The following is a 23,494-nucleotide window of genomic DNA, read 5'->3' as shown; positions in this document are numbered from 1 at the left end:
TCAGACGGTGCACTACCCATGTTCCTCGGGCGTGCCCGCGGGTCAGAGCGACGGGCAATCCGTGTTGCCGTTCCGGCTGCTGTTGACCATGACCAGCGACCCGGGCACCGTGGCCGGACCGAGCAGGAGGTGGGCTGGCAGGTGACCGACATGAGCGAGTGGCCGATCGTGGTGACCAACCGCTGTGCCGATGCCTGCGCGGAGGCATTCGGACTCGCCGGACGCGACCAAGCTCGCGCCTGGCTGAGCGACCTCGTCTCCAACAACGGCGAGATCACCGACCGCCTACCCGCGCCGGTCGCGGGCCGCCGCAGCCCCTCCGGGCACTTCGTCCTGGTCGAGAACGTGCTCATCCTGCCCTTGGCCCACGATCGCGACGGCGCCGCCCACTGGATCGCCACCAACTGCATCGCCATCCCCGGCACCAACCGACCCGCCGCTACCGCCGCGCGGGTCGATCCGTTCCAGTTGACCGGCCGCGACCTGCTGAGCCATGTGAACGTGCTGCCGCACGCCGTCGAGCGGTTCCAGCAACGCTGCGGCGGCCACCGCCTGCCCGAGCGGGCACGCCAGGAACTCCTGGACACGATCGCACCCACGGTCCGCGCCCAGCCGCGACCACCACGGTGGTGCGGCACCCGCCCCGCCGACCTCTACCTCGTGGCCGGAACCGACGACGAGTTCTGCCTGCCCTGCCGCACGGGTGGCGGTGCCCGCGCCTTCGACGTGATCACCTGCATCCACCGCGCCGCAGACCTGTTCACCCTCAACCCGATCCGACTGGCCGCGCAGTGCCGACTCGACCCCGACGCACTCCCACCCGGAGGTCGCCAAGCCCGGCTGATCACCGAGTCGTTCCGCTTCAGCGGCAGACTGTCCTGGCACAAACCACGCTGGGCACGACCCTACCCAGACGCGAAGTGGTGGATCGTGTTCGACAACGGCATCGCCGCTCCCGTGGCCTGGCACCCCGAGGTCAAGGACAAGCCGCTACTCGTCATGGCCATCGCCGACCACCGACCGTGGATCATCCGGGTACTCAGCCGCCTCCGACGAGCGTGACCAGAGGGACGACGACGCCTGGTTGAGTTGGCGAGCGTTCTCGCATTTCGTGATCCTGGGGAGGAGTCTCGTTGACCAGGCGCACTGGCAATACCTCCTGCGTGTGCTCGCTCGGCTGGACACCCAGCGTGTACGTGCCGGGCACGCTCGAAATAGGGTGATCGGAAGTAACGCCTCGGCCCCCGGGCCGCCAGCCTTTGACGAGCAAGGACACACCGACTGATGGCAGTGACCCAGCAGGAGATCGAGAACCGGTTGTGGGACGCCGCCGACGAGCTGCGCGTGGCGATGCCCGAGGCGCAGTACTCCTCGGTCGTCTTCCCGCTTATGTTCTGGAAGCCAAGAACCGCAATGTCCTCACCGAGGCGGACATCGCCGACATCGTGACCGCCTACCACGCCAAATTCGACAGCGACGGAAACCCTGTCGATCCCGACGGCGACGGCGGACTCGCCGTCCGGTTCGTCCCCACCGCAGAGATCACGGCGAACGGATACGACCTCAACATCGGGCGGTACATCAAGCAGGCCGCCGCCGAGCAGGAAGACCTCGGCACCCTCATCGACGCCTACAACATCGCCCGTGCTGAGCGCCAGAAGGCCGAACAGCGCATGCTCGAAGTCCTCGCCGACGCCGGAATCGAGGGCTTCGATGAATGACTGGCGCCAAGTCCCGCTGTCGGAGGTTGTTACACGTGTGACGACGAAGAACGTGAACGGGATCAACGAGAATGTCCTGACCGTCTCCGCTGAGCACGGGCTAATCCCGCAGGAAACCTTCTTCACCAAGAAGGTCGCCAGTAAAGACACCTCGGGCTACTACGTTGTTGCGCCAGGCCAGTTCGTCTACAACAAGAGCACGTCGAAGTCGGCTCCCTATGGCACGGTAGCACGGAACATCAGCAACAAGCCGGGCATAGTCTCTCCGCTGTACTTCGTGTTCGAGGGCAGCGGCGGGGGCGGACTTCCCGAGTACTTGGAGCTTGCCCTGAATTCGGACCAGTTCTTTGGCTCGCTCGCTGGCACCCTTCGCGAGGGTGCGCGTTCCCACGGATTGCTGAATGTCCGCCTCAAAGAGTTCTACGCTGCCACCGTCACTCTGCCGCCCTTATCTATACAGAAGCGAATCGTCGAGATAATCGGCGCGATGGATAACCAGGTCACTGCGCTCGAGACCGAAGCGAATGCGTTGTCAGAGGTCATGATTGTGACACGTAGGCAGCTTCTTCAACCGGGAGAAGACTGGGAGGACGTCACTGTCAGCGATCTTGCTGAGACTAGGACCGGGCGTGCGTTTCCCGACAAGTACCAGGGTAATGCCAGCGGGGAGCTGCCGTACTTCAAGGTCGCCGACATGAACTCTCCGGCGAACAGTCGATATCTGACCACTGCGTGCAACTGGCTAGACAGTGACGGTATCGCAGCGGTGAAGCCGAGGGTGTGCCCTCCTGGCACTGTCGTGTTCCCAATCCTTGGAGCTGCACTCTCGAAGGAGAAGCGTCGCCTTCTCGTCCAGCCGTCAGCGTTCGATCAGAACCTCATGGGCCTGGTGCCGAACGGGCGAGTTTCGCCCGAGTACCTGCTGGCAGTGATGTCGTGCATCCGACTCTCAGAGCTAACCCAGCCGGGCGCAGTACCTTCGGTGAACCAGAAGATTGTATCAGCGATCCGGGTTCCGCTCGCTCCACGACAGGTACAGGATAAAGTCGTTGAGACACTGGACGCCCTCCAAACTGGCGTGGACGCCAGGTACACAGAGGCCGGGCGCCTGCGTGCTGTCCGTAATTGCTTGTTGTCTGGCCTGCTGGGCGGCACGATCGAGATTAAGCCAGCCGAGTTGGAGGTCTGAGCCATGGCGAACAGTATTCCGGAGCGCGAGTTCCAGAATCTGATGATCCAGTGGTCCCTTCCGATGGGCTGGGGCTTCACGGCAGGCAGGTCACTGCCGCGAGAGACGACTCAGACGGTGGTCGTCAGCCATCTGCGGGACGCCGTCATCCGGTTCAATCCTGGGATGATCGGCGGGTTCGATGTGGACGCGGTGGTGGCGGAGATCGTGGCCACAGTCAATGCTGTCGAAGGCGGGCTGGTACGGGCCAACGAACTGGTGCTGGATCTCCTGCGGGGGCATAAGGAGTTCCGGGACTCCGACGGCGTCTGGCACGCCCTGAAGGTGATCGACTTCGAGCACCCAGCCGCCAACTCGCTGGTTGTGTCAGATGAGGTGAGCATCTCCGTGCCCGGCAAGCCTTCCCGCCGGTTCGACCTGGTGTATTGGGTCAACGGTCTGCCCCTGGTCGTGGTCGAGGTGAAGTCGCCGACGGGGAAGTCCGGGTGGGTGGACGCCGCTCGCGAGATCAACGACGTGTACGCCGCCGAGTACCCGTGGTTCTTCACCCCCAACGTCTTCGCCGTGGCCTCCGATGGGCTCAGGTTGAGGTTTGGCGCCACGGGCGCGCCCACGAATCTGTGGCAGCCGTTCCGGTCCACCGCTGACGACGAGAGCCTGTCCGGGCGGGATGACGTGCAGCGTTCCGTCGAGCTGCTGATGAGCCCGGCCACGATCCTGGACATGCTCGCCAACTTCGTCCTCTTCGACACCTCCGGGGGAGGTGTCGACAGGAAGTACCTGCCCCGCTATCCGCAGATGGAGGCCGCGCACCTGATCCACCAGCGGGTCGTGGAGGGCGGGTCGAAGGGCCTGATCTGGCACCACCAGGGATCCGGGAAGACGCTGCTGATGGTGTTCGCTGCCTCGCTGCTGCTGGCCGACACTCGGACCGAGTCCCCCACGATCATCCTGCTCTCAGACCGGACCCAGCTCGTCCGACAGACCTCCGGGGTGTTCACCTCCGCGATGGGGGTCGCCTACTTCCATCAGCCCGCCACCAGCCAGGAGTTGCGCTCGCTGCTGGCCGACGACGTGCGCGGGGTCATCTCCACGACCGTGCACAAGTTCGCCGACGCCGGCAAGAACCTCTCGATGAGGGACAACATCATCGTGCTGGTCGACGAGGCACACCGCACCCAATCCTCCAGGGCGAAGTCCTTGGCCGGGCAGATGCGCGCGGCGTTGCCGAACGCGAAGTTCTTCGGCATGACCGGCACCCCGGTCAGGAACCTGGCCACCGACACCTTCGCCCTCTTCGGCGAGGAGACCGATCCGGGCAGGGTGCTGCACCGCTACTCGGTGTCCCGCTCGCTGCGGGACGAGGCCACCGTCCCGGTCGTGCTGGACCCGCACCCGGTCTCCTTCGACATGAACGACCACGAGCTGCAGGCGGAGTTCGACCAGTTCGCCGACGACTTCGACCTCGACGACCCCGACCGCGAGACCTTGTCCCGCAAGTTCGGGCGCCTCACCTCGGTGTTCGCCAACCCCGAGCGCATCCACGCGGTCTGCCAGGACATCGTGGACCACTACCTGGCCGGTGCCTACCGCAACGGCCTCAAGGCCCAGGTCGTCGCCTACAACCGCGAACTGGCCGTGGCCTACACCGACAAGATCAACGAATTGCTGGCAGGGTTCGAGGCGTCGCAGGTGCTCGCCGAGGTCGGCAAGCACCAGCGGATCACCGCCGAGGTGAACATCTCCGTCTCCGACGCCAAGGACGAGGACCGCGCGATGCGGGCGTTCCAGCTCTCGGAGGCCGAGGAGGAAGAGCAGAAGCGACGGTTCCTCACTCCGGACGACCCGCTGTGCTTCCTGGTGGTGACCGCGAAGCTGATGACCGGGTTCGACGCTCCCAACGAAGGCGTTCTCTACCTGGACAAGCCGCTGAAGGCCCACACGTTGTTCCAGACGATCACCCGGACGAACCGCACCTGGGTGTCCCCGACCGGGTTCGTGAAGACCTCCGGCGTGGTGGTGGACTACATCGGCTTGGCCGAAGAGGTCCAGCGGGCCGTCGTCGACCCCACCCCGGAGGCCTCCGGCAAGGGCGGTGGGTTCGTGACCGACCTGTCCGAGCTGGTCGACGAGTTCCGCACCACCTTCGCCCGGATCGAGGACCTCCTCGTCGACGTCGATCACCTGGACCTCACCGTCCACGGCTATGAGTCCGTGCGGGCCATCAACACCTTCCTGGACGCCAACCCCGGCGCCGCCCAGGTGTTCACCAAGGACTACCGGCTCCTGGCCCGCCTGTACCCGCTCATCAACACCGACAAGCGCGTCGCCAAATACCGGGACGGCTTCGCCCTGTTCGGGTCGGTCTACACCACCCTGTTCAAGAAGTCCTCAGACGACGAACGCAAGGAACGACTGGCCGAGCTGGGGCCGATGGTCCTGGAGATCATCAACGCCCACGTTCACTCCTTCACTGTGGTCGCCTCCCAGGAGGAAGCCCTGGTGTTGGACGCCCAGGGCATCGCCGTCCTCAAAGAGCTGCTGGCCCTCGTCCGCCGAAAGCCCAGCAAGGACGGCGGCGGGGACAAGGCACCGCCGACCGCGAAGGAGATCCTGGACCGCATCAAGGCGGCCCTCGACAAGGGCGTCGAGCCTGGCTCCGTGAAGTACACCGCCCTCGCGGAACGGATCAGGACGCTGCGGGACCGGATCATCCAGAACGCGCAGGACGCCCTGGAGTTCCTGTCCGAAGCACTCCGAATCGCCCGCGCCATCGTGGACGCCGGAAAACACCCCAACGAAGCCGTGGTATTGGACGACGACCACATCGGTGTTCTGTCCCAGATCATCCGCGACCACGCACCGCCCGGCCTCACCGTCACCGAGAGGAACCTGGCCGAGGAGATCGACCAAGTCGTCACCCGCACGCTGGCCCAGTCATGGGACAACGCCGACGCGCGCAACCGAGGCGTCCGCCGCGCGACCGCCGCGGTCTTCCGCCGATACGCGCTGAAGCCGGTGGGAGAACCGTACGACTCCACCGTCGCCTACATCGAAGCCCACTACCTTGTCGACTGACGTAGCACCCGAGGCAGCCAACCGCTGACGGTCCGTCCCGGCGCACCCGCGGCGCAGCTTCGACTTCGCGAGCCGCTGCCTGCGGCCGTCGTCCAGGAGGTTCCGGGACAGCCGAAGGAGCAGGCGTCCTGCAGCGGGCACCATCTACCGTCGTCGACTTGTCCCACGATGAGCACATCGCAGACCGCGCTCCCTCACCCGTAATACTCCATTCGAGCGGGCCATGCGGGCTCCTGCCCCACCGATCGCCCTACCGCCGTCTACACGATCGCGACCTTCTCGCCCACCTGAAGACCACCGACCTGGGGCAACGGGCAGTGGCGATGCTCGCTCTCTGTACGCGAAACTCGCCCGATGACCTGCCGAAAATTCCTTCGCCTCCGGCTTCTCCCGGATAGGGTGAGCAGACTCGGACGACCAGGGCAGGGCGAACGGTGACGACGGGGACCAGCAGACAAGGGCGCGGGCAACTCTTAGCGCCATGGCTGCGCCCACTGACTCGACGCAGTCGGTGGCCTTGGACGGTTCGCCCGTCTCACCAGTGGCGCGCATCCGGTTGTACTCGCCCGATGACTGGGAGGAGTTCATCCGCGAATGGGCAACTGCGGTGGACGGGGACTACGTCCAGATCAAACGGCTCGGAGGAGCGGGCGACAAGGGCGCGGACATCGCCGCGTTCAAGACCGACCGGCTGTTCGAGGGGCCGTGGGACTGCTTCCAGGCCAAACACTACGAGAAGCCGCTCGGCTTCGCCGTGGCCGCGGCCGAGATGCTCAAGTTCTTCGCGTCGGTGATCGAAGGGGCGTATAGCCTTCCCGACACCTACCAGTTCCTCGCTCCCCGGGGGCTGTCGACCCAGTTCAACATGCTGATCAGCAACCCGACCACCCTGCAGACGAAGTTCCTGTCCCGGCTTGTCGAGGACAGTGCGCTGGTGAGAGAGTTGGAAGGGGCCAAGCTCACGGCGGTGCGGGACTTGGCCGCAGACACCGACTTCGCCATGTTCAAGTCGGTCGAGGTGCTGGACGCGCTGAGCACGCACAGCCGGACCAGGTGGCACGCCGCCCGGTTCGCCACATCTCTTCCGCGCGTGGTGACTGCGAGCTCCCGCCGGAGCAGTACGCGCCGGAGGAGGCCCGTTACCTGCAGCAGTTGGTGGAGGCGTACGCAGAGCGCCACCCCGGCAAGATCACCGACCTGGACTCCGTCGCCTGCGTCCCCAAGATGAGCAGGCATCTGCAGCGGCAGCGGAAGAGCTTCTTCCGGGCCGAGTCGCTGCGGGCTTACTCGGCCGGGGCGGTGCCCCCGGGCACATTCGAGAAGCTCCAGGACGACATCCACCAGGGAGTAATCGACGTCGCCGACGGCGACCACCCGGACGGGTACACGCGGCTATGCCAGGTGCTGGCCCAGGTCGGGAGCCTCGATCTCAGCCGCCACAAGCTCATCGCCGTCACCGACATCGACGACCGCAAGGGTGTATGTCACCAGCTGGCCAACGACGACCGACTGACCTGGGTGGAGGGCACGTGACCCCGCTCAACGGACCGTTGGAGTACGGCGTCCGGATCCTGGTAATGCTGACCGAGGCGTATCCGGGGCAGTTGGACATCAACCATCTGGTCCTGCTCGACCACAGCGTGCTGCACACCGCCGAGTTCGGAGGGCCCCCGAGCATCCACCCCTCCCACGCCATGCACCCAGGCGAGCTGGGCGTGCGCCGCGCCAGTGTCGAGAAGGGGTTGCGAGTGATGGTGCGCGCCGGGCTGGTCGACATGCGAGCCTCGGCCGCGGGCATCCGCTACGAGGCCGGGGACGAGGCACACAGTTTCGTATCCGGCCTTGCCTCGAGCTACATCGCCGCGCTGCGCGACCGCACCCGGTGGGTGGTTGAGCAATTCGGATCACTGACCGAGGAAGAGATCCGGCGCCAAACCGCGGCCGTGTTCGGCACCAGGCCCGGCAGCGACGTCGGCGAACCAGAGAGAGGGCTGGGCGCATGGAACGGCTGACCCTGCTACATCTGACCTTCATCGGCCGGGCGGTGCCCCCTGCCAGTGTCGAGTTCGGGCCCAAGCTCACCCTGGTCCGCGGCCCTTCGGACACAGGTAAGTCCTACATCGCCGACAGCATCGACTTCATGCTCGGCGCCTCGGAATTGAAGGAGATCCCGGAGAGAAAGGGCTACGAGACCGCGTTGCTGGGCATCCGCCTGCCTGACGGCGAGGACGTCACCTTGGCACGGGCCGTCCAAGGCGGCGGGTTTCGGCTCTTCCGCGGCGACCACCGCAGCCACCCACTCCCAGACAGAGGCGAAACCCTGGGCGCGACGCACAGCAAGAAGACCACCACTAACGTCTCGCGCTACGTCATGGACAAGATCGGCCTGGATGGGAAAGTCGTCCGCACGGACGGCCACGGGAAGACAACCTCGCTTAGCCTGCGGAAGCTGACCCCCTTGTTCCTGGTCGACGAGACCAAGATCCAAGCCAGGACGCCGCCGGTCACGTCCGGGCAGCACACGAACCGGACCGGGGAGATCTCCACGTTCCGCCTGCTCCTGCAGGGGGAGGACGATTCCGCGCTTCAGCCGACCGAGTCTCCGACCGAGCGTCGCCGATCCAAAGCCGCCAAGCACGATGTCATCGACAAACTGCTGGCCGAGGCCCGTCAACAGGTCCAGACCGACGAGACACTCGAACAGATCACCGAACGGCTCGGTCGGCTGCAAGCCGCGGTCGCAGAAACGACCGCGGCCATCGAGCAGACCGCCGCAGCAAGACAGCAGTGGGGGCATCAGTTGTCCAACAGCGAGCGCCTGGTCACCGCCGCGCGACGCAGCCTCACCGAACTCGACACCCTCGACGCGAGATTCACATTGCTGCGCGAGCAGTACACCTCGGACCTGGACCGACTCGACGCCGTCGCCGAAGCCGGATCCCTGCTCGGCTACTTCACCCCGGGCCGCTGCATGTTCTGCGGCGCCGAACCAGAGCACCAGCACCTCAACGAGGACTCCCCTCCCTCTCGGCACCACCAGCGCACCCGTGCTCGACCGCACGATCAGCGGCATGTGCGGATGTTCAAAGCTTGACGATCCAGAGCTGTTGTCGGCGAGTCTCCAGCGCGCCGTGGTACACGCTCGAGTGCCGAGCCCGGGTTCGGGGCGAAGGCTGTAACACGGTGACGGCAGGCACGATAGCCAGTAGACAACGGTGAAGCTGCGAGCAGGAACGGCAGGGGTGTATGGAGGATGACGAAAGGCTAGCAGCCTTCCTTGAGGGTGCCGTGAAACAGGCACAGAGTTCTCCGATCAATGTAACTGTCCGAGAACTCCTTGCGCAATGGGGATCCAAGCGCAGAGGAATCTGGGTAATTGATCGAATACGCCGCGACCTCGGAGCGCAAGGACTGACGACCCACCCCGATTTCGCCACTGTCTGGATCGACGCGCCGATCAATCTAATCCTTCAGACAGAACAGGTTCACATAAATGGTCCTGCGTCCGAAGTCGAGGGCGCGGAAGAAACAGATCGCGCCCTACCTGAAGTGGAGATGCGGGTTGGGCAGGTCCGCTCGGCTAATCTCGCTGTCGTCAGCGTGTCACGCGATGACAGCCTCGAAAAAGCCATCACTCTCATGATGCGCCATGACTTCTCCCAACTGGCCGTCATGTCGGGCGTACGCAATCTGGACGGGGCGGTAACCTGGGAATCCATCACCAGTGCACTGTTGCACGATCCACAGGCCACCGTACGGCAAGCGATGCGACCCGCTGAAGTCGTTCCAGTCGGTGAAAACCTGCTCGGCCACGTGCGGCTGATCATGGATAAGGGCTTCGTCTTCGTACGCGCGAAGGACCAGACCATCCAGGGAATCATAACCACCACGGATCTGAGTCAGCAATTCGCCGATCTGGCGACACCCTACTTCATTCTCGGGGAGATTGAACAACGCCTGCGCCGCAAGATCGACGAGAAGTTCAGCAACATAGAGATCGCGTCGGCCAAAGGCGATGTCGACCCCGACCGCGAGGTCACTTGCGCAGCAGATTTGACATTAGGAGAGTGTGCACGGCTTCTCGAAGTTCCCGCGAACTGGGAGCAGCTTGGGTGGAGAGTCACCCGGACGATCTTCATCGGACTGCTGCACAAGGTGCGCGAGGTCCGTAACGAGGTCATGCATTTCAGCCCGGATCCGTTGGAATCAGCGCAGATTGCCGATCTGAACGATCTCGTTCGATGGCTGCGGAAGCTGGAGCCGAACGCGTGATCCGCCGCTGATCGGCTAAGCAAGTCGACCGGTGCCCTCGGAAAGCCGATTGGTCAGCGGCGCCAGGAGGTGCGCTGACGCGCCCCGCCCGCAGTCAGCAGGTCGTCTGGACTTAATCGAGCTGCCGCCCAGCTCCCCCCTGTGCCACGGCGCGACCAAAGGCCCGGACATCGGGCATGAGCGGACGTTCACCGATGCCCGACGTAGCGCTGGGAGCATGGATTGGGAGCAGATTGGGAGCCGACGAACGCGTACAACAGCGTTGAACCGCACCCAACGACACTCAACGGACGCCCTGCGACCTGCAGGAGTTACGTTTCCGCAGGTCAAAGGGTCGGCCGATCTACGTTGACACAGTAGGGCTCTTCACCACCTGCACTCAACCGCACTGAACTGCATTAAACCGCAGGTCACAGCACTGAACTGCGCCGCAGAGAACCGGCCTCAGCAGGCGACCTCTACCTGGTTCGCAGGTAGAGGTCGGGCAGGCTGTCGACTTCGAGCCACGTCCACGCCCGCTCGAGCACGCCCCCGGTGGTACACCAAGAGGACTCTGGAGGTCAACTCGGATCGGCGGGATCAGCCCCGGGCCTGCGGGTGGATTCCACAGGAGTCCGTCTGGGCTCTCTGACGAGTGCGCGATGTCGCCATCAGGCAGACGGTGCGCGCAGAGGACATCGGCGTTGATCCGGAAGCCAGGGCGTGTACTTGGTCCGGACGGAGGAGTCGATGGCATCTGCTGGACGTGGTCGGACAGCTGGCGCCGCAACTGATGGGAAGTCCACTCAGCCAGGCATGCAGGTCATTGGTGTCAGGGGTGTTTCGGGGGCGAGGTCGGCGGTGCTTCCTTCGAGGGTGATGGTGCCGTGTTCGAAGGTGATGTGCCCGTCGAGCTCGGTCCCGAGGCCGCTGATGGGACGTCCGAGAGGGCCCTGGGGGCCGCCGTGGCGTCGATAGAGGTCCCAGGCGGGTCGGCGAAGCCAGACGAATCTGTTGTCTGGGCTGGTGACCATCGCGCTGGGCGAGTGGCTACTACCGTCGAGTAGCACGATCTGGGCGGTGCCACAGGGGAACGGGTCGCCGGTGGGGTAGCCCTGGTACTTGGCGGACTCGCCGTGGAAGATGGTGTAGTCGCGGTAGTAGTCACCTGCCATGACCACCGCGCGCCTGGTGTCGAGGGCCATGATGCGGGCCTGGCCGGCGCGGCCACCGACCAGGTCCTGGCTGAAGCCGGGCTCCCAGCGGTGCACGAAGCCGTGCGAATCCGGGGTGGGGCAGCCTACCGCCTCGCGTCCGCCTGCCCTGGCATAGGCCTCACGGAATGGGACGATCCATTCCGCGGTCGCGCCGACACCGATGTCATCGCAGGTCGGGGTAGACGGCGCCTGGTCCACCCACGTGCCGATGAAGATGCCCGCAGCGATCACGCTCACCCCGGCGACGGCCAAGCGGGGCACCCGTCTCGGGCCGACGGATCTAGCTGGTGACGGCGAGCGCGACAGGTCGGCGAATGGGGACGGAAGCGGTTCCGCTCCTCCTGTGTCAGTGCCGTCGACCTCAGGCGCTGACGCGACAAGGCCAGACGGGGCGGGGCGGGCAGGGGTGGTCGGGCCGGATGCACGCTGGTCAGCCTGGTCGGCGCCGACGCACTGCACATCAGGTTCAACGGGGATGGTGGGGTCCGTGAACGGTGGGCAGTCCGGTAGCCGCGGCACCTTCAGCTTCAGCTGCTGGGCGTCGTAGTGGGCTGTGCGCCAACGTGCCCACCAACCACCGTCGGGTTCCTGCCCGCAGGCGCGCAAGAACCCGACAGTGGTGGGCCAAGTCGGCAGCTCACTACCACCGCAAGCCTTGGAGTAGCCCGAGGTCGATCCGTTCCCCCTTTCCGCCAGCTTCGCGTACGTTCGTTGACCTTCGGGCAGGGCGTTGCGGGCCTCGCGCAACTCACCGGCGAACCGGGCGATGGGGCCGGACTCGGGATCGACCGGGTTCTCCGGACGGCCTATCGACACGAGCTCTCCTGAGATCTACGGGTTCTTTATCCAGGTCAGGGGTTTGTTTATCCATCTCCGATCAGGTGTCTGGAAATCTTGCCAGGCGCTAGACAGGGACTGTCCCGCCGGACGTCGCCCGGCGGGACGCTCCCGACCATCCGCCCACACCATGAGGTGATGATGTACAAGCGCACAGCTGCGGCCACAGGGCTCGCAGTGATCACGGCGATCGCGGTGCTGCCCGGATCGGCGACCGCCAACCCCGGCTACCACGTGTTCGGCACCGGAATCGGCATCTTCCCGCGCTCTGCCCCCACCATGGACCCCAGCGCGCGTACCGGGGTCGCGCTCTCCGACGGCACCGCCGTGCAGATCGACTGCCAGACCACCGGTGAGCCCGTCGAGGGCAACACGATCTACAACCGCCTTGTCGACGGCACCTACTTGCCCGACCGCTACACCTACACCGGCGTCGACGGATTCGACCCGCGGCTGCCGCGCTGCCAAGAGCCGGGGGGCGAGCAGCCCCAGCACGCCGAACCTCAGCCGTTCGGCGCTCCCTGCGCCCCATCGATCTTGCTCGCGGTGCCCGGAAGCCATGAAACCCACGTCGGCAACGACCCCGCCCGGGCGCACGGTCTGCTCGCCGACGCCACCGACTCGATCTCCACGCAGTTGGGTCACCAGGTGCGCGTGCACTACGTCGACTACCCGGCCAAGCTCTACAACGACAACAACCTGCCCGACCCGGGCCTCTACTTCGCCAGCAAGGACCAGGGCTACAGCGCCGCCTGGTCAGCCCTGAACACCTACGCCCGCGACTGCCCGAACAGCCGTTTCGCGCTGCTGGGCTACTCCCAGGGCGCCCACATCATCGGTGACCTCGCCGCCACCATCGGCAACGAAGCCAGCCCCGTGACCCCCGACCGGGTTCAGGACGTCATGCTCGTGGCCGACCCCGTGCGCAACCCCATCCACCCCGTCCAGGGATCCGGCTGGGCCGGGCATGGCGCTCTCGGCCTCCGCGGATCCTTCGGCGCCCTCACCACGGTCACCGAACTGTGCGTGAAGAACGACATCGTCTGCAGCGCCAACGGGCTCAGCGCCATCGAGCTCGTCATAAACGGCTTCACCAGCCCAGCCCACAGCTCCTACACCACCGCACACCTGGAAGGACGCACCTTCACCCAGCACATCGCCGCCGTCCTCAGCTCCAACCTCCGCTGAGACCACGCGCGCCGGGCTGGTCACGCCCCGTGAGGATGCCCTGATCCGCCGAAATGCACGAAACGTGCACGATCGCTGGTCCCCTTCTGGCGGGCGCGCGGCGTGCCCGCCAGGAGGGAAGTACATGGACTACGGGTTGCTGGGTACCACGAGCGTCAGCGGTGCCGACGGGCCGATCACCCTGACTCGTGCCCAGACGCGAACCGTGCTCGGCCTGTTGCTCCTGACCCCGGGGCAGGTGGTCGCGATGCACACGATCATCGACGCGTTGTGGCCGGACGACGGCCCCGAACCGCCCAAGAACGCCGACAACGCCGTGCAGCAAGTGGTCATGAACATCCGGAAAACGCTCGGCGACCCAGCGCTGGTCGAGCGCATCCCACCCGGCTACTTGATCAGGGCCGATCCGGCCGAGGTCGACGCCTGCCGGTTCCGCGACGCGGTTGTGCGAGCGCGCGCGGAAACGGACATCCAGCGCCGGGTGACGCTTCTGCGCGACGCGCTCGCGTTGTGGCGTGGCGCTCCCCTGAGCGACGTCCCCACCTCCGCCCTCGACGTCGAGCGGCAGCGGCTCATCGACCTGCGGATCGAGGCACTGGACCTGTGCGCCGCCGCGGAGCTGGACCTGGGACGACACACCGAGATCATCGCCGAGCTGAGGGGATGGGTCGCCGAGTACCCGGTCAGTGAACGCCTACACCACCACCTGCTGATCGCGACATTCCGCAGCGACGGTCAGGGCGAGGCGCTGCGGGCGTACGACAGCTGCCGCAGGCAGCTCGCAGAGGCAGCGGGGGCCGACCCCGGTGCCGACCTGCGGGACCTGCACACCAAGATCCTCCGCAACGATCCCGGGCTGCTGGAGGCAGAGACAGCCACCGTCCCCTCGCGTCGGGAGCAACTCCCCTTCGCGCCGCGCGGGTTCACCGGCAGGAAGGCAGAACTGCGCACGTTGTCGGGGGTGAGCGGCCGTGAGGGCGGGCTGTGGGTCGTCACCGGGGCTGGCGGGATAGGCAAGACCACCCTGGCCACCCACTGGGCGCACAAGAACCGGGACCGCTTTCCCGATGGGAACATCTTCGTCGACCTGCAGGGGCACACGCCGGGCGGCCGTCCGCTGCCCACCGGCGCCGCCTTGCGCGGCTTCCTCGACGCGATGGGCGTCGACCCGCGCGGAATTCCGCCAGAACACCACGCGCAGGTGGCGTTGTGGCGCAGCCTCTCCTACGGCAAGCGGATGCTGGTCGTCCTGGACAACGCCGTCAACGCCGAACAGATCACCGACCTGCTGCCTGCTTCCAGGACCTGCACCGTCCTCATCACCAGTCGTGACCAACTCACCCCGCTGATCACCTCGCTGGGTGCCGAGCATCTCCGGCTCGAGGTGCTCGACGACCACGACGCGCGGGCGATGCTGTCGGCGCGATCGGGCGAGGCACGCCTCGCGTCCGATCCGGCCGCGGTGCGCGACCTGCTGGACCTGTGCGCGGGCTTTCCACTCGCGCTGAGCATCGCAGCAGGCCGTCTGCAAACCGACACCACAACACCCTTGGCCGAGCTGGTCGTCGAACTGCGCGAAGAGCTGCTCACGGAGGTGGTTACCGAGGACGAGCGGGTGAGCGTCCCGTCGGTGCTGTCGTGGTCGTACCACGCCCTGCACGAGCAACAGGCCTGGGCGTTCTGCCTGCTGGGAATCGCCCCCGGCCCGGACGTGAGCCTCGCGGCCGCCGCGAGCCTGCTCGCGCTGCCGACAGGGCCGACCCGGCAGGTGCTGCGGCGCCTGACCGAGCTGTCGCTGCTTGAGCGAACGCCGTCCGGACGCTTCCGCATGCACGACCTCGTGCGCGCGCACGCGGCTGACCGGGCTGAACATGACCTGTCGGCAGAGGAACGCGACCACGCGCTGCGCCGCGCGATCGGCCACTACCTGCATTCAGCCATCGCCGCGGATCGGCTCCTGCACCCGCCGCGACCGCCAATCCCCATCGCGCCGCCACCCGCGGGATGCGTGTCCATCGAACCCCCTGACCGCACCGCCGCGGTGGCCTGGTTCGATGCCGAGCACCGCTGCCTGCTCGCCGCACAGCGAACCGCAGCGGACATCGCCTGGTACAAGGCCGGATGGCAGCTCGCCTGGGCGGCGCACACGTTTCATCACCGCCGCGGACACCGGCGCGACCACCTCGTCTCCTGGCGGATCGGCAAGGACTGCGCGCAGGTCGAGGACGCGGCTGCGCGAGGTCTCGCGCTCCGCCTGCACGGCGGGGCTTGCGCCCGTACGGGCGAACTCGACGACGCCCAACGCTCGTTCCGCCTGGCACTAGCGCTGGCCGAGCGAGCGAACGACGTGTTCGGGCAGGCCCACACGCGCCAGTTCCTCGGCTGGTACTGGCTGCAACACGGCGACGCCCCGCTCGCACTGACCCACGCGACCAGTTCACTGACTCTGTTCGAAAGTCTGCACGACCCGCCGAGTCTGGCCGACGTGCTGAACCTCGTGGGGCTGTGCGCCGTCGCGAACGGCGATCTGCCCGGAGGCCTCGACCGGTGCACCACCGCGTTGGCGCTGGCCAGGCGTGTCTCGGACCGCGACGGTGAGGCCGCAGCGCTCGACAGCCTGGGCTCCATCGCCGCGACGATGGGCGATCACCCGCGCGCGGTCGAGCACTACCAGCGGGCGGCGAGCCTGCTGGCCGAGCTCGGCAACACCTACGCGCAGGCCGACACCCTCGAACGACTGGGTGACGCAAGCGTCGGATGCGGACGCGACCCGCGTCCGGCCTGGACCCACGCGCTGCACCTGTACCGCGAGCAACTCCGCGACGACGACGCCCGTCGTGTCCAGGGCAAGCTGACCGCCAGCCAGCACAGCGGCGGCACATCGTAATCACAGCGGGGCCGCGCATCGTCAGGGGCAGTCGAGGCGACCACCTCAGACCGTCTCACCACCGAGGATCCACCGCCGCGGGCGGAGGGCGCGGCGGGAGGGACCACATCCATTGGAGAGATCGTGAAAATGTTCCTGTCCCGCGCCGTGGCGGCCGTGCTGGGAGCCGCGGCGATCGTGACCGCGGCGGCTCCGCTGGCCTCCGCCGCGCCCATCCCGCTGCGGGCCGAGGAGAGGCCCGCGATGACCGTCCAGCTGACCGCCGCCGAGCAGGCGGAGTGGCAGCGCATCGTCTCGACCGAGGAGGGGCGCCAGCGCGTGGTGGCCGACCTGCGGACCTCGTTCGAGGGCGTGACCGGTGTGGGCGCCGCGGCGCTGGCGCCCCCCAAGCCCGGCGAGATGCGCACCGACCTCGCGACCGGCATCACCGGCGACCACTTCTGGATCGTCGCCTCCTACGCCGACATCGTGAACGGTGCGGTGTGGGCCGGCGTCCGCGCCTGCCAGGCGAGGCTGCCGGGCTGGCTGTGCACCGCAGCGGGCAACCTGCTCGTCGAGTGGGCCAAGGGCTGGGGCAACGCCACCAACCACGGGGTGTACGTCGAGATCTACTGGTGGCCCCCGCGCATCGTGGCCGGCCGCTGGTAGGAGAGGCCGTTCAGTAGGGGTTCAAGGCTCCGGGCAGACGGTGGGGCGTTGATCGCGGCACGCGATCAACGCCCCACCGTTGTAGGACCGCTCCCGCCCTGGACGCAGCCTCGCAGAGTGCTGGGGTCCACTGGCATCATCGCTGCTCGTCGATTGGACATCAGGTCACCCACCGCTCCGGCCCAACGATGGGTCGGTAGTGGCGGTGTTGGTGACGTTGGGTCAGGATGGGTAGCGTGCCGACATCGATTCCCGCTCTGGTTGAACCTGCGGTCCTGCGGTGGGCCCGGGTCACGATCGGGATGACGGAGGTAGCTGCGGCGCGCAGGATCGGGGTGCCGGACGACCGCGTGACGCAGTGGGAGTCGGGCGAGGCGCAACCGACGATCGCGCAGCTCAAGAAAGCGGCGAGCGCGTACAACAGGGCACTGGGCGTGTTCTTCCTGGCCGAACCACCTGCTGCCTTCGACACGCTGCGTGACTTCCGGAGGCTTCCCGACGCCGGACCGGACGAGTGGTCCCCAGGCCTGCACGCGGAGTACCGGCGGGCCCACCAGCAACGCGACAACCTGCTCGAGCTGTATGAGCTTGATGATGAAGAACCAGCCGACGACTGGCGGTTGCACCCTGTGGAGCCCGACGAACGTCTGGCGGCGCGTGCCCGCGAGACGCTGCTGAACCTGTCGCCGCTGGGCCTGACGATTCGGTCGAACCCGTACGACCACCTCAACGCTTGGGCCGCCGGACTCGAACGCGCTGGTGTCCTGGTGCTGGCTACGTCCCGGGGCAGGATCCAGACGACCGAAATGAGGGCCTTCTCCCTCTATTTCGATCAGCTACCGGTGATCATGGTCAACGGCGCAGACAGCCCCCGAGGCCGCCTGTTCTCACTCCTGCACGAGTACGCCCACTTGGTCCTACACACGCAGGGCCTGTGCGATGTGACCACTGACCTGCGTGCGACGACGCCGGAACGGCAGCTGGAAGCACGCTGCAACGCGCTCGCTGCGGCCATGCTCATGCCGGCCGCCGCCGTGCTTCAGCGACCTGAGGTACAGGCCAGGGTCGGACAAGAAGACACCTGGACCTATGCGGCGCTACGCGATGCAGCCGCCCCGTTCGGGGCGAGCGCCGAGGCATTCCTGCGCCGCCTGCTCATCCTTGAGCGCGTCACGCAGCCATTCTACGAAGCGCGCCGAGCTGAGTTCCTGAAGGCATACGAGGCCGACGCGGCAGCGCGAACGACGAGCGGCGGGGACTGGTATCGCAATACGGTCCGTGACCTGGGCAAGGGCTATGTCCGTCAGGTCACCGACGCACACCGCCGCCGCGTGATCGACACCTACACCGCCGCAACGTACCTGAACGCCAAGGCCGGCCAGATCGACAAGCTTGCCGACGCCGCAGCAGTCCGGGAGGCGGTCTAGCCGGTGCCCCTGTACTCCTTCGACACCAGCGCCATCCTCAACGGACGCCGCGACCAGCTGCCCCCCTCGGTCTTCAGCACCCTGTGGCAGCGGATCGAAGCGCTGATCGCCGAGGGAAGCATCCGCTCCGTCGAAGTCGTTCGCGACGAGCTCGGCAAACGCGACGACGACGCCAACACCTGGGCGCGGGCCCAAAGCAGACTTTTCGTGTCCCTGGACCAGGACATTCAGCTCGCAACCAAACAGATCCTGCAGGCCCATCCGAAGATGATGGGCACCGGCGGCGGGCGTAACGGTGCTGACCCATTCGTCATCGGCCTCGCGCTCGCCCGTAGCGGCACCGTCGTCACCGACGAGACCTTCAGCGGCAACCTCAACAAGCCACGCATACCCGATGTCTGTAAAGCCGTCAGCGTGCCGTGCCTGAACCTAGTCGGGTTCGTCCAGGCACAGGGCTGGACGTTCTGACAAAGCTTGAACGTCGCGATCACGCGCTTATCAGTAGAGATAAGCTTCACGGTCCCGTCCGGCTGCGTCGTGGTGCGAGCGAACGCCGCCCAACACTGTGACTCAACCCGCGTGCGTAGTCATCGACAACGCAGTCCTTCGGTGCCCTCGATCATCCTCAACTCGGCATTTCCGGACGTTGACGAGCGAGCAGTGGAATGCGGTTGGAAACGTGCTTAGATTTAGCGTAGGTGCCTGCCGATTCGGGCGAACTCGGCCGCCATCTCCGGAGATGCGAGAAAGTCGTCCAGGTCCGCTGAGACCTCGTAGTCCACCGCCTCCAGCGACCGGATCGCCAGCTGCACGACGAATTCGGGGTCGCGGTTGACGAGGAAGTTCGCCTAGTGCTCCAGCGCCCACAGCACCCGCGGTTCCATGTCGCCGTCGGACAGCGTGCCCTTGTCGATCGTGTCCAGCCACGCGCGCAGCCGGTCTGGCGTGCAGCCCGCCGGGTCCGTGCATGGCTGCTCGAACGCCTGCTGAGCGTCGTCGTCGAACTCGGCCCCCGCCGCGTCCGCGAGGTCGTCGCCCGCGCTCAGCCGGACCACGGTCTCCGCGCCGAGACAGCGCCGCTTCTCGTCGTCAGCGGCCGCGACCAACTCACGGACGGTTTGCTCCACCTCGTTGGAGTGCACGGCATCATTCAACCAGCCCATCCCGCACTGATCCCTTACGGCAACTGATCAGCTATGACTCGCTTATCTTGGTCACGGGCACCGTGCCGAACTTCTCCACATCGGCATGAGCTTGCGTGAGTCCAGACTGGCCATGATGACCCGGTCCGCGGCGGTTGTGCGGTGATGGTCGGCGGCGAGCGATGAGTTGGACTCCCAGCATGCCGGGACAACCGGGGGCCGACCGGCTCGAGCGGCTGTCCAGACTCAGTAGTTGGTGTCCCATACCACGTAGGTGATGGTCACGGATTTGTTGTTCTCGCCTGTTCCCGTTACCTGGATGGCCGCGGTGTTGCCTTCTCGGGTGCGGATGCAGTACCAGGAGCCCAAGGGCTCGACGTACACTCGGTCGACGGCGCTGTCCGTTTTCACCTCTGCCGCTTTTGCGCATTGGTCGAATGTGGGCTCAGACTGCATCGGTGCGGCATACTGGGTGATCGCGAAGTGGAACTTGTCGTCGTCGGCGTAAGGAAATCGGATGTCCCAGGTTTCGTTGAGGAAGGATCCGCCCATTCCTCTCGACGACGTTTCGAGGTCGGCGAAGTGACTGGAGTTTCCTCCCACTTCGAACGTTTCCGCGGCGTGAAGTACTTTCGGGACGTCCGGGTCAGGTGTTCTGTCGCTGGTGATAGCGGTGGTCGACGTAGTAGTGGTGATGGCGGACTCGGTGGGAGTTGGGGCCGTGGTGCCGGGTTTGGCGGGCCCTGCTGATGTGGATTGTTCGGGTCCTGCGGTGGCGAGAGGCCCTTGCTGGGAGGTCGGCGGTAATCGCATCCCGGTCGATGCTGGCTGCATCCAGGTGTAGAGCCCGAACAGGGCAAGAGTGAGGAATGTTGCGGCGGCCAGGATGAGGAGAATCTTCGGCCATCGTGACCTGCTGGCAGTGCTGGGTAGTGCTCGATCGTCGGGGTGGTTCGTCGTGCCCGGCTCGTCGATGAGGTCACCGATCATGGTGGGCGGGGCCGCCCCTGAAGACTGACCGTGGTAGCCGGTGGAGCGGGGTGGCAGGTGCGGTGTGCGGGCGGATGTGGGGCGGATGTAGGCGGGTTGGTTGGTGAGCACGCGCATCAGGAGTTCGACGCCGGCGGGGGTGATGGCGGGGATGGCGTAGTGGCTCGCCGAGCGGGGTTGGAGGAAGGTCGGCAGTTCGGTCACCGAACGCCCCGGCAGGATGATCGGCAGCACCTTGGGCAGCCAGGTCGTGCGGTCGCTGTGGATGAGCTCGCGCAGAATGGCCGCTTCGCTCTGGACGCCGCGGCCCTCGATGACACCGGGCTCGCCAGTGCTGGTCGCGTGGTACCGAGGTGATGCGACCACCAGGACGTAGTCCGCGGTCACGATCTGGCCAGTGGTCCACGCTGCCCAGTCCCGTCGGCGGTCCTCAGCCCAGAAGTCCGCTGTGACCCTGATGTTCAGCCTGGCCAACAGTTCGCACAGCCTCAGCACCTGTGTCCGGTGGTCGATGGAGTCATGGGCGTAGGACACGAAGACCTTGGGCCCGTCCCCGACCGGCCAGTCACCCGAGACCGACATGCTGCGACACCCCTCAACACGGGAACGGAACCTGCGGCCGAAGTTTCCCCGGGCCAAACTAGTAGGGGCGGCCGGTGAGGCGACGTGCTGGGTGGTTGCCAGCCTTCGACAAGTGCTTACGCGGTCCTATCCCAGGACGTTGGACACGGGGCATGCGGCACGGGCAGCGCCGTCGGTCGGCGCCAAGTTGTTCAGCTCGCTCCCGCAACGCATAACTCGACCGTCAAGGCGTAGCTCCTGCTCGCCCGGCTCCCGTCGCATACTCGTTGGCCAGACCTCACGCCCATGACGCCATCCTCGCCGGGACCGGGGTCGTCCACCTCCGACCAGGAGGAAGCGGTGCCTGGATACCCGCTGTCCTCACTGCAACGGCCACTGGCTGTCAAGGGCACCGCCGGGAACCGTCGACGCCTACCTCTCTGCTCCGCCCCCGGGCCTCGATCAGGGTTGGTCGATCGCGCGCTGGCGTTGGCGCCGCTGAGCGTGGCCGGACAGGCGAGGCCTACCGCCTGAGGCCTCAGGGACGCGCACCCGCCACACCGCAGACCTGACGGCAAGGGGGACTTGACCCGGGATGTTGGACACCAGACACACTTCGATCCTGACGATCCGGGTCGACCCGCACAAGCGCTCGGCCACGATCGTGGTTCTCGACCGGCGGGAACGTCTGCTCGGTCAGGCCAATTCGGCACGGACAACACCGGCTACCAGGCCATGCTCGCCGCCGCGGCGGCCTGGCCGCGGCGGGTGTGGGCGGTCGAGGGCTGCAACGGTGTCGGCAAGCACCTGTCCCAGCGCCTGGTCGCCGACGGCGAGATCGTCGTGGACGTCCCGGCGAAGCTCTCGGCCAGGACGCGGGTGTTCTCGACCGGTCATGGCCGCAAGACCGACGACACCGACGCCCGCTCGGTCGCCTTGGTCGCCTTGGTCGCGCTGCGCACCGACGGGCTCAACCAGGTCGTCGAAGACGACCACACCGTCGCCCTGCGCCTGCTGGTCGACCGCCGCGACGAACTCGGCCGCACCCGCACCGACACCGTCAACCGCCTTCACAAGCTGCTGGCCGAGCTCATCCCCGGCGGCGCCACGAAGATCCTCTCCGCCACCCAAGCCAAAAGCCTGCTCGCCAGCGTCCGCCCACGCGACATCGTCGGCAAGACCCGCCGCGCCCTGGCCGCGGACCTCATCACCGAACTCGCCGGGCTGGACCGCACGATGAAGACCGCCGACAAGCACCTCGACGAGCTGCTCGATGTCACCGGCACGACACTGCGAGATCTCTAAGGCATCGGGCCCTCCAGCGCCGCCCGCCTGCTCGGCGACGTCGGCGACATCGCCCGCTTCCCCGACAAGGCCAGGTTCGCCACCTGGAACGGGACAGCGCCGATCGACGCCTCCAGCGGCGACCACCACCGCCACCGACTCTCCCGCGCAGGCAACCGCCGCATCAACCGAGTCCTGCACGTCATGGCCATCGTCCAACTCCGCAACGACACCCCCGGCCGCGCCTACTACCGGCGCAAACTCGCCGCGGGCAAGTCGCCGATGGAGGCCATCCGATGCCTCAAACGCCGCCTCTCCGACACAACTCACCCACGACGCCAAAGCAACGCCCACACCAGCCCCCTTGACATAGAGGGGAGCCACGAGCGGACGTTGTCCCGCTGTGCCAGGAAGCGTGGGAGCACCGGATGGGAGCAGATTGGGAGCCGACGAACGCGTACAACAGCGTTGAACCGCACCCAACGACACTCAACGGACGCCCTGTGACCCGCAGGAGTCACGTTTCCGCAGGTCACAGGGCCGGGCGATCTACGTTGACACGGTAGAGGTCACTGGTTCAATCCCAGTATCGCCCACCAGACGGGGAGCCGTCGGCTCTTCGTGGCGATCAACTGCAGGATAGGGGGTGCGGGATGGACCCGCTTCCCCCTGCTGGACTTCGAAATCTTCGGCTCAGTCCGGACTCCGGTCGTCCAAGGAGAACGTTTCCTGGATATCCAGTTGACCCCGGGTTCGCACGGTTGAAGGTCTGCGTGGTGCCCTGCCCAGGGCTCGAACCTGCGCACGTGACAATGAGCCCATGTCCGGTTCACACTGGGGTGGGTGGAGCAAATCTGGAGCATGCACGCTTGCTGAACCGGGTTTAACTGCGGTGAACCACAGCCAACGGTCTCGTTCGACGTCCTGCGACGTGCGTGTTCTCCGTTTTGCCTGGTCAGGGCTCTAGGCGGTCCGAACTGGCAGTGTGAGGGTCAAGACGGGCCGTCCGCTGCCGATGACCGCGGCACGGCACGAGTGTCGAGGACGCGAACCAACCGCAACCGGAGGACGCGC

Annotated in this window: 21 protein-coding genes; 17 read left to right on the top strand and 4 right to left on the bottom strand. The window is 66.4% G+C overall.

The genetic code is table 11. The features are described from left to right. Positions 1-18: 18 nt before the first annotated feature. From ACWEPX_RS26800 to ACWEPX_RS26755, 10 genes are all read left to right on the top strand, one after another. Complete coding sequence (locus tag ACWEPX_RS26800) at positions 19-1,062, top strand: hypothetical protein (protein ID WP_451900015.1); 1,044 nt, start codon at positions 19-21, stop codon at positions 1,060-1,062. Between the two features lie 222 nt (positions 1,063-1,284). Then, complete coding sequence (locus ACWEPX_RS26795) at positions 1,285-1,449, top strand: type I restriction-modification system subunit M N-terminal domain-containing protein (protein ID WP_451900014.1); 165 nt, start codon at positions 1,285-1,287, stop codon at positions 1,447-1,449. Then, the gene (locus ACWEPX_RS26790) at positions 1,395-1,721 is read left to right on the top strand and encodes an N-6 DNA methylase (RefSeq protein ID WP_451900060.1); all 327 of its coding nucleotides are present in this window, start codon (positions 1,395-1,397) and stop codon (positions 1,719-1,721) included. Before ACWEPX_RS26795 ends, ACWEPX_RS26790 begins: the two co-directional genes overlap by 55 nt. Positions 1,722-1,758: 37 nt before the next feature. Further along, on the top strand, positions 1,759-2,910 hold the full coding sequence (locus ACWEPX_RS26785; RefSeq protein ID WP_451900013.1) for a restriction endonuclease subunit S: 1,152 nt from the start codon (positions 1,759-1,761) through the stop codon (positions 2,908-2,910). Positions 2,911-2,913: 3 nt separating this feature from the next. Beyond that, positions 2,914-5,988 carry a type I restriction endonuclease subunit R gene (locus tag ACWEPX_RS26780; protein ID WP_451900012.1) on the top strand — a complete coding sequence of 1,025 codons (3,075 nt, stop codon included), beginning with the start codon at positions 2,914-2,916 and terminating at the stop codon, positions 5,986-5,988. A gap of 481 nt (positions 5,989-6,469) precedes the next feature. Beyond that, a complete protein-coding gene (locus ACWEPX_RS26775) occupies positions 6,470-7,216 on the top strand; it encodes a hypothetical protein (RefSeq protein WP_451900011.1) in 747 nt (248 codons plus the stop codon). Beyond that, positions 7,144-7,521, top strand: coding sequence for an ABC-three component system protein (locus ACWEPX_RS26770; protein WP_451900010.1), 378 nt, complete (start codon positions 7,144-7,146; stop codon positions 7,519-7,521). Before ACWEPX_RS26775 ends, ACWEPX_RS26770 begins: the two co-directional genes overlap by 73 nt. After that, positions 7,518-8,000, top strand: coding sequence for an ABC-three component system middle component 2 (locus tag ACWEPX_RS26765; protein ID WP_451900009.1), 483 nt, complete (start codon positions 7,518-7,520; stop codon positions 7,998-8,000). The genes ACWEPX_RS26770 and ACWEPX_RS26765 overlap by 4 nt, the downstream gene beginning before the upstream one ends. Then, positions 7,988-9,082 (top strand): hypothetical protein, encoded by a 1,095-nt coding sequence (locus ACWEPX_RS26760; protein ID WP_451900008.1) that lies wholly within the window; start codon positions 7,988-7,990, stop codon positions 9,080-9,082. The genes ACWEPX_RS26765 and ACWEPX_RS26760 overlap by 13 nt, the downstream gene beginning before the upstream one ends. A gap of 152 nt (positions 9,083-9,234) precedes the next feature. Further along, complete coding sequence (locus ACWEPX_RS26755; RefSeq protein ID WP_451900007.1) at positions 9,235-10,260, top strand: CBS domain-containing protein; 1,026 nt, start codon at positions 9,235-9,237, stop codon at positions 10,258-10,260. Between the two features lie 785 nt (positions 10,261-11,045). Here ACWEPX_RS26755 and ACWEPX_RS26750 read toward each other — a convergent pair. Then, the gene (locus tag ACWEPX_RS26750) at positions 11,046-11,708 is read right to left on the bottom strand and encodes a hypothetical protein (RefSeq protein ID WP_451900006.1); all 663 of its coding nucleotides are present in this window, start codon (positions 11,706-11,708) and stop codon (positions 11,046-11,048) included. Between the two features lie 723 nt (positions 11,709-12,431). On the opposite strand from ACWEPX_RS26750, the gene ACWEPX_RS26745 reads away from it, so the two are divergent. The 5 genes from ACWEPX_RS26745 (at position 12,432) to ACWEPX_RS26725 (ending at position 18,911) form a co-directional block, all read left to right on the top strand. Continuing rightward, a complete protein-coding gene (locus tag ACWEPX_RS26745) occupies positions 12,432-13,481 on the top strand; it encodes a cutinase family protein (RefSeq protein WP_451900005.1) in 1,050 nt (349 codons plus the stop codon). 124 nt (positions 13,482-13,605) lie between these two features. Further along, positions 13,606-16,368, top strand: coding sequence for a BTAD domain-containing putative transcriptional regulator (locus ACWEPX_RS26740; RefSeq protein ID WP_451900004.1), 2,763 nt, complete (start codon positions 13,606-13,608; stop codon positions 16,366-16,368). A gap of 123 nt (positions 16,369-16,491) precedes the next feature. After that, positions 16,492-17,016, top strand: a complete 525-nt coding sequence (locus ACWEPX_RS26735; RefSeq protein WP_451900003.1) for a hypothetical protein — start codon at positions 16,492-16,494, stop codon at positions 17,014-17,016. Between the two features lie 236 nt (positions 17,017-17,252). Next, positions 17,253-18,443 (top strand): XRE family transcriptional regulator, encoded by a 1,191-nt coding sequence (locus ACWEPX_RS26730; RefSeq protein WP_451900002.1) that lies wholly within the window; start codon positions 17,253-17,255, stop codon positions 18,441-18,443. A 3-nt stretch (positions 18,444-18,446) separates the two neighbouring features. After that, positions 18,447-18,911, top strand: a complete 465-nt coding sequence (locus ACWEPX_RS26725; RefSeq protein WP_451900001.1) for a DUF4411 family protein — start codon at positions 18,447-18,449, stop codon at positions 18,909-18,911. Between the two features lie 221 nt (positions 18,912-19,132). Here ACWEPX_RS26725 and ACWEPX_RS26720 read toward each other — a convergent pair whose 3' ends face one another. The 3 genes from ACWEPX_RS26720 to ACWEPX_RS26710 form a co-directional block, all read right to left on the bottom strand. Beyond that, the gene (locus ACWEPX_RS26720; RefSeq protein WP_451900000.1) at positions 19,133-19,255 is read right to left on the bottom strand and encodes a hypothetical protein; all 123 of its coding nucleotides are present in this window, start codon (positions 19,253-19,255) and stop codon (positions 19,133-19,135) included. A 36-nt stretch (positions 19,256-19,291) separates the two neighbouring features. Next, positions 19,292-19,585 (bottom strand): hypothetical protein, encoded by a 294-nt coding sequence (locus ACWEPX_RS26715; RefSeq protein ID WP_451899999.1) that lies wholly within the window; start codon positions 19,583-19,585, stop codon positions 19,292-19,294. A 246-nt stretch (positions 19,586-19,831) separates the two neighbouring features. Next, complete coding sequence (locus ACWEPX_RS26710; protein WP_451899998.1) at positions 19,832-21,157, bottom strand: toll/interleukin-1 receptor domain-containing protein; 1,326 nt, start codon at positions 21,155-21,157, stop codon at positions 19,832-19,834. Between the two features lie 564 nt (positions 21,158-21,721). On the opposite strand from ACWEPX_RS26710, the gene ACWEPX_RS26705 reads away from it, so the two are divergent. After that, complete coding sequence (locus tag ACWEPX_RS26705; protein WP_451899997.1) at positions 21,722-22,441, top strand: IS110 family transposase; 720 nt, start codon at positions 21,722-21,724, stop codon at positions 22,439-22,441. 3 nt (positions 22,442-22,444) lie between these two features. Continuing rightward, complete coding sequence (locus ACWEPX_RS26700) at positions 22,445-22,927, top strand: transposase (protein WP_451900059.1); 483 nt, start codon at positions 22,445-22,447, stop codon at positions 22,925-22,927. Positions 22,928-23,494 lie beyond the last annotated feature (567 nt).

Source organism: Actinokineospora sp. NPDC004072 (assembly GCF_053604195.1).
Note: the sequence above shows the minus strand (reverse complement) of the source record. Positions and strands in the feature narration are given on the sequence as shown.